This is a genomic window from Butyrivibrio sp. AE2005, from assembly GCF_000686965.1.
Taxonomy (GTDB): Bacteria; Bacillota; Clostridia; order Lachnospirales; family Lachnospiraceae; genus Butyrivibrio; species Butyrivibrio hungatei_A.
Genome location: NZ_JMMD01000003.1, coordinates 230,686 through 241,470 on the forward strand (window position 1 = coordinate 230,686; position 10,785 = coordinate 241,470).

Here is a 10,785-nt window from a genome sequence, read left to right on the forward strand (position 1 = left end):
AGGCTGATTGATGAACATAGAAAATTTATCCGCATATGAGATCGTCGAAAAGAGACATATTGACGATCTTAACTCAGATAGTTATTTAATGAGACACAAGAAGACCGGGGCGAGAGTTGCCATTCTTTCAAATGATGAAGAGAATAAGGTATTTGCCATAGGCTTTAGAACTCCGCCCAAGGACTCCACCGGTGTTGCTCATATCATTGAGCACACGGTGCTTTGTGGATCTGAGAAATACCCTATAAAAGACCCGTTTTTGGAACTTGCCAAAGGGTCACTTAATACTTTTTTAAACGCAATGACATTCCCAGATAAGACCGTTTATCCAGTTGCAAGCTGCAATGATGCTGATTTCCAGAATCTGATGGATGTATATCTGGATGCGGTTTTTTATCCCAATATCTACAAGACAGATAAAATATTCAGCCAGGAAGGCTGGCATTATGAAATGGAAAATGACGACTCCGAGCTTACAATAAACGGAGTCGTTTACAATGAGATGAAGGGAGCATTTTCATCTGCGGATGATGTGCTTTCAAGAGAAATACAGAATTCTCTTTATCCCGACATTACATACGGAATGGAGTCGGGTGGTGACCCGGATGACATCCCGTCTCTTACTTATGAAGATTATCTTGATTTTCACAGAAAATATTATCATCCCTCAAACAGCTATATTTACCTGTACGGAAATATGGATGTAGCGGAGAAACTTGATTATATCGATAAGAATTATCTTTCAAGATTTGATAGTCTTGATGTTGACTCTAAGATAGAAAGACAGGAAGCGTTTAAAGAGCCTAAGGAGATAGTTAAGCCTTATTCGATCCTTTCCGAAGAGAAAATCGATAAGAACACTTATCTCTCATACAATTGCAGTGTGGGCTCTACTCTTGATAAAAAGCTTTATATTGCTTTTGATATTTTGGATTATGCGCTTTGTTCCGCACCCGGGGCTCCGATCAAGAAGGCTCTTATAGAAAAAGGAATCGGACAGGACGTTTACAGCGAATACGACAATGGAATACAGCAGCCTGTTTTTTCCATTATCGCAAAGAATGCCGATGCATCTCAGAAGGACGAATTTGTAGAGATTATCAGATCTGTGCTTAAAGAGCAGGCGACAAACGGAATTGATAAGAAGGCTCTTTTGGCAGGACTTAATTATGATGAGTTCAAGTACAGAGAGGCTGATTTCGGAAGATATCCTAAGGGATTGTTATACGGACTTCAGGTTTTTGACAGCTGGCTCTATGATGACAACAGACCTTGGATAAATGTTGAAGCAAATGCCACATTTGCTGAGCTTAAGAAGGAAGTTCAGGGAAGATACTTCGAGGAACTTATCGAGAAATATCTTTTGGATAATCCTCACAGGACTATTCTTATGCTTGAGCCCGTTCCGGGGCTTACGGATAAAAAGGATGAGGAGCTTAAAAAGAAGCTTGCCGATTACAAGGCTTCTCTTTCAAAGGATGAGATCTCTGAGATCGTGAAGTATACGGCAGATCTTAAGGAGTATCAGGATGCTCCGGACTCACCCGAAGATCTTGAAAAGATACCGGTTCTTGAGCTTAAAGATCTTAAGAAAGAATCTGATAAATTTATTTATGAGAAAAAAGAAGATAACGGAGTCGATATCCTTTTCCATAATATCTTTACTAACGGAATTGTTTATCTGACCTTTGTTTTTGACTTAAAAAATCTAGATGCGAAGCTTATTCCATATGTTTCCGTGCTTAAAAAAGTAATTGGAATGATGGATACCGAGAATTACAGTTACGGTGATCTTTTTAATGAGATCAATATCAAAACGGGCGGTATCACAGGATCTATCAGCACATATACGGATGCGGACGACGTTTCTGAATTTAAGACAACTCTTGAAATAAGCGTAAAGGTTTTACATGAGAATCTGCATTACGCATTTGAGCTTGTAAAAGAGATTCTTACTAAGACTATGCTTGGTGATGTTAAGAGACTTAAGGAGATTTTTGACGAGCAGTACGCAAGACTTCAGTCGGATCTTGCAGCTGCCGGACATCAGACAAGTGCTGTAAGAGCTATGTCTTATGTTTCGCCTGCTGCGGCTGTTTCTGACAGAACCGGCGGAATCGGATATTTAAGGCATCTTGAGGGACTTCTTTCAGAGATTGAAACTCCGGAAGGGGCAAAAGAGATATCCGATAAGCTTAAAGAGCTTTGCAAAGCTATATTCAGGGCAGAAAATCTTTTGGTTGACGTAACCTGCACGGATAAAGAGTATGCGGGAATTGCCGAAGAAAGTAAGCTGTTTGCCGATTCTCTTTTCACAGATGACTATGAAAAGGTTAAGTTCGAGATTGAGACATGCAAAAGAAATGAGGCGTTCAAGACGGCCGGACAGGTTCAGTACGTGTGCCGTGCCGGAAATTTTGCATCCAAGGGGCTTAAGTACAACGGGGCACTTCGTGTTCTCAAGGTTATGATGGGATATGATTATCTTTGGAAGAATATAAGAGTGATCGGCGGAGCGTACGGATGTATGAGCAGCTATGCAAAGAACGGTGATTCTGCGTTTGTAACATACAGAGATCCGAATCTTAAGAACAGTATCGATGTTTTTGAGAAGGCATCAGAATATCTGAAAAACTTCGATGAGGATGAGAAGGTTATCCTTAAATACATTATCGGAGCCATTTCTGATCTCGATACGCCTAAGACTCCGGCAGCAAAGGGAACTTACGGACTTTCAGCATATCTTTGCAATGCTAAGATGGAGAATATCCAGCGCAACAGAGATGAGCTTCTTGGAACGACAAAGGAGACGATAAGGGGACTTAGCAAGTATGTTGATGCATTTATGGAAGATAAGTGCCTATGCGTAATAGGAAGTTCGGATAAGATCGATTCGGAAAAGGATCTGTTTGATAATATTGAGCAGCTTGTAAATAAGTGATTTTGTGCTTATGCACACATGGGTAAAAATATGAGAAAAAGATTTATTGGAAAGAAAGTATTTGTTATTTTCGCATGTGTGACTTTATTGGTTTTGACATCTGTGGGATGCGGAAGTTCTTCGGAAAGTTCATCGGGCTCATCAAAGTTGCATGCGCCCGGTCCGGTAAGCCCAAAAGCTTCCGGCAGTACTGAGTTTTTTACAAAAGATGCAGCTGTTGATGAAAATGCCGATGCGGCGCCTTTCGAAGTAGAGGAAAGCGCGGAGGCAAGCGGTGAAGCAGCGCAGGAAAATCCCGAGGCTGCGGTCGATACATCGAGGAAACTTATCACAACGATGAATATCGGTGCCGAAACTGATAATTTTGACGAGGCGCTCAAGGCGGTAGAAGCGAAAGTGGGTGAGCTTGGTGGATATATCGAGTCAAGTGACATCTACAACGGAAGCTCATACGACAAGAACTACAATGATTCGAAAAGAAACGCCAATTTTGTTATAAGAGTTCCCGCGGATAAGCTTGGAAGTTTTGTGGACAGTCTGGGTGATGCGTATAATATCACAAGCAAGTCGACAAACGTTGAAGATGTAACACTTCAGTACGTCGATCTTGAGAGCAAGAAGAAAGCTCTTTTGACCGAGGAAGAAAGTCTACTTAAGATACTTGAATCCGCTCAGTCGGTGGAAGATATCATCGCTGTTCAGGACAGACTTTCGCAGGTAAGATATCAGCTTGAGAACATGGAATCCCAGCTTCGTACTTTTGACAATCAGGTCGATTACAGCACGGTGAATCTCAGTCTTGAAGAAGTTGCAAAGTATACGCCTGTTGAAGAAAAAGGTGCATTTGCAAGAATGGGCGAAGGATTCGTTGAAAGCTTTAAATCTGTGGGACATGGCATAAAGGAATTCATTATCTGGTTTGTGATACACATTCCGCAGCTGCTTTTCCTTGCGATATTCGTTGCTGTGATCTGGATATGTGTCAAGAAATACAGAGAAAAGAAGCAGGTAAAAACAGTAGTAACTACTGAGAAGAAAACAGAAGGTAATGATGGAGAATAATTTTAAAACCGGGTACATAGCGCTTATCGGACGTCCGAATGTCGGAAAATCGACGCTCATGAACCAGATGATCGGGCAGAAGATCGCAATAACTTCATGTAAGCCCCAGACTACCAGAAACAAGATAATGACTGTTTTTACGGATGAACAGTGTCAGATGATCTTTCTGGATACACCGGGTATTCATGAGACCAAGAATAAACTTGGTGAATATATGACAAAGGTTGCAAAGAGCACTCTTGAAGAAGTTGATGTGGTCTTGTGGCTTGTTGAGCCGAGTACCTTTATCGGTGCCGGTGAGAAGGGCATTATCGAGGAACTTAAGAAGTGCAGGAAACCGGTCATACTCGTTATAAATAAGATAGATACGGTGGAAAAAGACAGCCTTTCAAAATTTGAAGACGCGTATAAGAGTCAGATGGATTTTGCCAAGATTGTTCATACCGCGGCACTTCGCAGAATAAATGTCGATGAGGTTATGAATGCGATAAAAGAGTTTCTTCCCGTGGGACCACCTTTTTACGATGAGGATACTCTTACGGATCAGCCTGAAAGACAGATTGTTGCTGAAATCATCAGAGAGAAGGCGCTCAGGCTTATGAAAGATGAGGTACCTCACGGAATCGCCGTTACGGTTGAGCGAATGAGGGAACGTGAAGACAAAGAACTCATGGATATTGAGGCTACGATCATCTGTGAGAGAGATTCACACAAGGGAATAGTTATCGGAAAAGGCGGAGCGATGCTTAAGAAGATCGGATCGACCGCCAGAAGAGATATTGAGGAACTTGTTGGGATCAAAGTAAATCTTCAGTTGTGGGTCAAAGTCAGAAAAGACTGGAGAGATGACAAGACTCAGCTTAAGAGTTTTGGATATGATGTCAAAGGCATTAACTGAGAAAATGGTAACCGTCATATGGAAGAATTGGTAAATGTAAAAGGCATGGTCATAAAGCATTCTCCCGTCGGAGATTATGACTGGGTGGCAACTGTGTTTACGGCTGACAGAGGCAAGATAACTGCTTTTGCCAGAAATGCAAGAAAGCCCGGAAGTAAGCTGGCAGGAAGCGTTGAGCCTTTTTGCTTCGGAACGTTTAAACTGTTTGCCGGAAGGAATTCCTACACGATCGTCGAAGCGGACATAGAAAATTACTTTGAAGGTTTTAGACAAGATCTGGAAGGTGCCTGCTATGGCACCTTTTTTCTTGAGATAGCTTCTTTTTATACAAGAGAAAACAATGAGGATAAAGAGCTTTTGAATCTTTTGTATATTTCACTCAGAGCTCTTTTGAATGAAAAGATCAGGAACAGTCTTGTCAGATGCATCTATGAAATAAAGGCTCTTTGCATAGAAGGAGAGTATCCCGGAATTCCTACAGACAGGAGATTTCTGGACTCCACAGTGTATACGGTTAATTACATAGCGACAAGTCCGCTTAAGAAACTGTACTCATTTGATGTTTCTGAAGAAGTGCTTTCGGAACTTGAGGAGATTACCGCAGATTACAGGAAAAGGTTTATTGACAAACCTCTCAAAAGCCTTGAAATGCTTGAGAGTCTGTATAATGTGCGTTAGTATTGAAAAAAAAATACTATTTGGATATAATATCATTTGTTTGCTAGAAAAACAGTTTAATTTATAGAAAAGGAGGGCATCAGCACAACTATGCAGGTTAATACATTTCGACTTAATAAAATGAAGAAGATAGCCGTTGTTTTCATGACTGCAACTATTTTCGTTGTGCTCGCAGGATGCGGAGAAGAGAAAAAGGACATTACGTCAATTAAGATTGACAGCAAAGGGAACATCACAAGTGTAATCTATGATGATTTTGCCGGAGAGAATTACAGTCAGGAAGAGTTTGAGATTGGTAATTCTGCAAGGGTTGAAGCATATAACGAAGAGTGCCTTGGTGAGAGAATTACTGTTGAATCAGTTGAGAAAGACGAAGAGACATCAAAGATTAAGGTTGTTATGACATATGACAGCCCGGACGATTATAAAAAGTTTAATGGTAAAGTTCTTTTTTACGGAACCGTTAAAGAAGCAGAGAAAGCAGGATACACGCTTACAGACAAGCTTGTAGACAGTGAAAGAAAGGCACCGGACAAGGATATCTTAAAGAAATATAAGAATAAGCATGTTATCATTACAGAGGACAAGACTACATTTATTGCGCCTTATAAGATTGATTACATGTCTGTAGGTGCAAGGTTTAACAGCAAAAAGGAAGCGGATCTGTCGGGTTGCAGTACACAGCTCGTAGAGATACTTCTTTCAAAATAAAAAATATTCGCAGGAATGGAGACAGACAATGGAAAATAGTGCAAAGACAATGGAAAAAATTATAGCTCTTGCAAAGGGAAGAGGCTTTGTACATCCGGGCAGTGAGATTTACGGCGGACTTGCAAACACATGGGATTACGGAATTTTAGGTGTTGAGCTTAAGAACAACATTAAGAAAGCTTGGTGGCAGAAGTTTGTTCAAGAGAGCCCTACCAACGTAGGCGTTGACTGTGCCATTCTTATGAATCCCCAGACATGGGTTGCTTCAGGACACATTGGAAGCTTCTCCGATCCTCTTATGGATTGTAAGGAGTGTCATGAGCGTTTCAGAGCAGATAAGATCATTGAAGACTATGCTGCAGAGAACGGCATTACACTTGAGTCAAGCGTTGACGGTTGGTCACAGGAGCAGATGAAGGCTTATATTGAAGAGAACAATATTCCTTGTCCTTCCTGTGGTAAGCATAATTTTACAGATATCAGACAGTTTAACCTTATGTTCAAGACTTTCCAGGGCGTAACCGAGGATGCCAAGAATACGGTATACCTTCGTCCGGAGACTGCACAGGGTATTTTTGTTAACTTCAAAAATGTTCAGAGAACATCACGTAAGAAGATTCCTTTTGGTATCTGCCAGGTTGGTAAGTCATTCAGAAATGAGATCACACCCGGTAACTTCATTTTCCGTGTAAGAGAATTCGAACAGATGGAGATGGAGTTCTTCTGTGAGCCTGATACAGACCTTGACTGGTTTGCATATTGGAAACAGTTCTGTATTGATTTCCTTAAGAGCCTTGGCATGAAGGAAGAAGAGATGAGAGTAAGGGATCACGATCCTGAAGAGCTTTCATTCTATTCAAAGGCAACAACTGATATCGAGTTCCTCTTCCCGTTCGGATGGGGCGAGCTTTGGGGAATCGCAGACAGAACAGACTACGATCTTACACAGCATCAGACTGTATCCGGTGAGGATATGACATATTTTGATGATGAGAAGAGAATTAAGTATCTTCCTTTCGTTATCGAGCCTTCACTTGGTGTTGAGAGATTGTTCCTTGCTATGCTTTGCGGAGCATATGATGAAGAGGAGATTGGAGAAGGTGATGTAAGAACAGTTCTTCATTTCCATCCCGCTCTTGCACCTGTTAAGATCGGTGTGCTTCCTCTTTCAAAGAAACTTAATGAAGGCGCTGAGAAGATCTATGCTCAGCTTTCAAAGAAATATAATTGCGAATTTGACGACCGTGGAAACATTGGTAAGAGATATCGCAGACAGGATGAGATCGGAACTCCTTTCTGCATCACATATGACTTCGATTCTGAGACAGACGGTAAGGTTACCGTAAGATTCAGAGACAGCATGGAGCAGGAACGTGTTGCTATTGATGAGCTGGAGACTTATTTTGCTGACAAGTTTACATTTTAAGGAGTGATTAGATGAGACAATTTACAGCTAACGAGCTGCGCAAGACATGGAAGCAGTTTTATATAGACAGAGGACATGTTGATGTCGGTGCGGTTTCTCTTGTATCCGACGGTTCTACCGGTGTTATGTTCAATGTTGCCGGAATGCAGCCTCTTATGCCTTACCTTCTCGGTAAGAAGCATCCGCTTGGAAAAAGACTTTGCAATGTTCAGGGATGCGTAAGAACTAATGATATTGATTCTGTAGGTGACAAGAGCCACGTTACTTTCTTTGAGATGATGGGAAGCTGGAGTCTCGGGGATTACTTCAAAGAAGATCGTTGTAAGTGGAGCTATGAGCTTCTTACGGAGGTCTTTGGTTTTGATGCCGATCACCTTGCCGCAACAGTTTTTGCGGGCGATGAGAATGCTCCCAGAGATGAAGAGGGTGCTAAGTATCGTATAGCTTCAGGTTTTAAGAAGGAAAACATTTATTATCTTCCCGCTGAGGACAACTGGTGGGGACTTGAATACGGTCCTTGCGGTCCTGACAGTGAGATGTTCTATATTGCCGATAAGCCGGATTGCGGACCGAATTGCGGACCCGGATGCGACTGCGGTAAATATACAGAGCTTGGTAACGACGTATTTATGCAGTATGAGAAGCATAAGGACGGATCGCTTACACCTCTTAAGCAGAAGAATGTTGATACTGGCTGGGGACTTGAGAGAATCCTTGCATTCCTTAACGGTTCCAAGGATGTATATCAGGTTGACGTATTTACACCTGTTATCAGTTATATCGAGAAGAATGCGGGTGTTAAGTATAATGCGGATGAGAAGACTACAAAGTCTATGAGAATTCTCGCAGATCACATTCGTACATCTGTTATGCTTATCGGAGATGAAGCTAAGCTTCTTCCTTCAAATACAGGTGCGGGATATATTCTCAGAAGACTTATTCGTCGTGCCGTAAGACACGCAAGAGCACTCAATCTCGGTAAGGATAAGATCATCGAGATGGCTTCAATCTATATCGACAAGGTATACAATGAGAGTTATCCGAATCTTGTAAAGAATCGTGAGTTCGTTCTTACTGAACTTTCAAGAGAGATTGCTCGTTTTGAGAGCACTCTTGAGAACGGTCTTAAAGAGTTTAACAAGATTCTTGAGAAGACTAAGAGCGAAGGCAAGAAAGAGATTGACGGAAGAAATGCATTCTTCCTTTATGATACTTACGGATTCCCTGTAGAGCTTACTGTAGAGCTTGCAGGAGAAGAGGGACTCCTTGTTGATGAGAAGGGATTTGCATCTGCAATGGAAGAGCAGAAGCAGAAAGCCAGAGACAATCAGAATTTCTCAGCTAACCTTTCAACCAACGAGGGTGTATTTGATGCGCTTGATGCATCTGTACAGTCTGAATTTGTTGGATATACAGATATTGAGGCAAAGGGCAAGATTGTTGCTATTGCCGATGAGACAAAGCTTGTTGACAGTGCGAAGGAAGGTGCCAACGTAACTGTTATTACAGATAAGACTCCTTTCTACGGTACAATGGGTGGACAGGTTGGCGATATCGGTGTTATCGAGGGCTCTAAGGGCACTAAGATTGAAGTTACCGAGACTATTCATGTTGCCGGCGGAAGAATTGCCCATGTAGGTAAGGTTGTATCCGGAAGCATCAAGAAGGGTGATAAGGTTACTCTTTTGGTAGATGCCGAGAACAGAGCTAAGACTTGCAGAAACCATTCTGCAACACACCTTCTTCAGAAAGCTCTCAGAGTTGTTTTGGGAGACCATGTTGAGCAGGCCGGTTCATATCAGGATCCTGACAAGACAAGATTTGACTTCAGTCATCATCAGGCTATGACTGCCGAAGAGATCAAGAAGGTTGAAGATCTTGTTAATGCCAAGATTGCAGAGGCACTTCCTGTATCAACCAAGGAAATGTCTATGGAAGATGCCAAGAAGACAGGCGCTATGGCATTGTTTGGAGAGAAGTACGGTGATGTCGTTCGTGTCGTTGAAATGGGCGATTTCTCTGTTGAGCTTTGCGGTGGTACTCATGTATCAAATACCGGAAAGATTGGCCTTTTCAAGATCGTATCAGAGAGCGGTGTTGCTGCAGGTGTAAGACGTATAGAAGCTCTTACAGGTTCAAATGCAAGAGAATATTATATAAATACAGAAAATACCCTTAATGAAGTTGCAAAACTTCTTAAAACAAATTCAGAGGGTGTTTCGGCACATATTAAAAAGCTTCAGGATGAACTTAAGGCTCTCAGAAGTGAAAATGAATCATTGAAGAGCAAAGAAGCTCAGGCAGCTCTCGGAGATGTAACAGATAAAGTTAAGCAGATTAACGGTGTTAATTTCCTTGCAGTATCAGTGAAGAACGTTGATATGAACGGGCTTCGTGACCTTGGCGATCAGATGAAGACCAAGATTGGCGGAGGTGTGATTCTCCTTGTGTCTGAGAATGACGGCAAGGTAAATCTTGTTGCAATGGCTACCGATGACGCAATGGCTAAGGGAGCTCATGCAGGTAATCTTATTAAAGCTGTTGCACCTATCGTAGGTGGTGGCGGCGGTGGACGTCCCAATATGGCTCAGGCCGGCGGTAAGAATCCTGTAGGAATTCCGGATGCATTAAAGGAAGCTGAAAAGATTTTAAGTGGCCAGATAAAATAATTAATCGTTACTGTTTAGTGTGAATATTTAAAACATATTTTTACGAGGTAACTGAAGGTTACCTCGTATTTTTTTGTGTAGCATCTTTAATAAAACCCCCTGCTATGCAGGGGGACAACAGCTGCTTCAGCTTACAGTAAAAAACCTCCCGTGCTAGAATTACTACGGTTCGCCAACCAAAGTAAAGCACAGGAGGTAGTCCAAAATGGACATGAATAGTTTATCACACACTAGATGGGAGTGTAAGTATCACATAGTATTTGCACCTAAGTTCAGGAGAAAGGTTGCGTATGGTCAGATCAAGCAGGACATTGCAAATATTCTCAGTACATTATGCAAGAGGAAAGGTGTAGAGATAATAGAGGCAGAAGTATGCCCAGATCACATACATATGCTGGTA

Annotated in this window: 8 protein-coding genes; all 8 read left to right on the top strand. The window is 41.8% G+C overall.

The window, feature by feature from the left end; translation table 11 throughout:
• Positions 1–10: 10 nt before the first annotated feature.
• A complete protein-coding gene (locus DL92_RS0104540; RefSeq protein WP_026667026.1) occupies positions 11–2,941 on the top strand; it encodes an insulinase family protein in 2,931 nt (976 codons plus the stop codon).
• Between the two features lie 30 nt (positions 2,942–2,971).
• Entirely contained in the window at positions 2,972–4,003 is a 1,032-nt protein-coding gene (locus DL92_RS18225) for a DUF4349 domain-containing protein (protein WP_051199187.1), read from the top strand.
• Positions 3,993–4,901: a GTPase Era gene (gene era / locus DL92_RS0104550; RefSeq protein WP_026654499.1), complete on the top strand. Its 909-nt coding sequence runs from the start codon at positions 3,993–3,995 to the stop codon at positions 4,899–4,901. Before DL92_RS18225 ends, era begins: the two co-directional genes overlap by 11 nt.
• Before the next feature lie 18 nt (positions 4,902–4,919).
• On the top strand, positions 4,920–5,579 hold the full coding sequence (recO, locus tag DL92_RS0104555) for a DNA repair protein RecO (protein WP_026667027.1): 660 nt from the start codon (positions 4,920–4,922) through the stop codon (positions 5,577–5,579).
• A 90-nt stretch (positions 5,580–5,669) separates the two neighbouring features.
• The gene (locus tag DL92_RS0104560) at positions 5,670–6,290 is read left to right on the top strand and encodes a hypothetical protein (RefSeq protein ID WP_026667028.1); all 621 of its coding nucleotides are present in this window, start codon (positions 5,670–5,672) and stop codon (positions 6,288–6,290) included.
• A 28-nt stretch (positions 6,291–6,318) separates the two neighbouring features.
• On the top strand, positions 6,319–7,716 hold the full coding sequence (locus DL92_RS0104565; protein ID WP_026654504.1) for a glycine--tRNA ligase: 1,398 nt from the start codon (positions 6,319–6,321) through the stop codon (positions 7,714–7,716).
• 11 nt (positions 7,717–7,727) lie between these two features.
• A complete protein-coding gene (gene alaS, locus DL92_RS0104570; RefSeq protein ID WP_026654506.1) occupies positions 7,728–10,385 on the top strand; it encodes an alanine--tRNA ligase in 2,658 nt (885 codons plus the stop codon).
• Between the two features lie 205 nt (positions 10,386–10,590).
• Positions 10,591–10,785 (top strand): IS200/IS605 family transposase (gene tnpA, locus DL92_RS0104575; protein ID WP_026667029.1); only part of this gene is annotated, 195 nt, incomplete at its 3' end.

What these genes read in the sequence shown, in the direction of transcription:
- alaS (WP_026654506.1), top strand. Translation starts at nt 7,728, where the DNA reads ATGAGACAATTTACAGCTAACGAGCTGCGCAAGACATGGAAGCAGTTT.
- recO (WP_026667027.1), top strand. Translation starts at nt 4,920, where the DNA reads ATGGAAGAATTGGTAAATGTAAAAGGCATGGTCATAAAGCATTCTCCC.
- DL92_RS0104565 (WP_026654504.1), top strand. Translation starts at nt 6,319, where the DNA reads ATGGAAAATAGTGCAAAGACAATGGAAAAAATTATAGCTCTTGCAAAG.
- DL92_RS18225 (WP_051199187.1), top strand. Translation starts at nt 2,972, where the DNA reads ATGAGAAAAAGATTTATTGGAAAGAAAGTATTTGTTATTTTCGCATGT.
- DL92_RS0104560 (WP_026667028.1), top strand. Translation starts at nt 5,670, where the DNA reads ATGCAGGTTAATACATTTCGACTTAATAAAATGAAGAAGATAGCCGTT.
- DL92_RS0104540 (WP_026667026.1), top strand. Translation starts at nt 11, where the DNA reads ATGAACATAGAAAATTTATCCGCATATGAGATCGTCGAAAAGAGACAT.
- era (WP_026654499.1), top strand. Translation starts at nt 3,993, where the DNA reads ATGGAGAATAATTTTAAAACCGGGTACATAGCGCTTATCGGACGTCCG.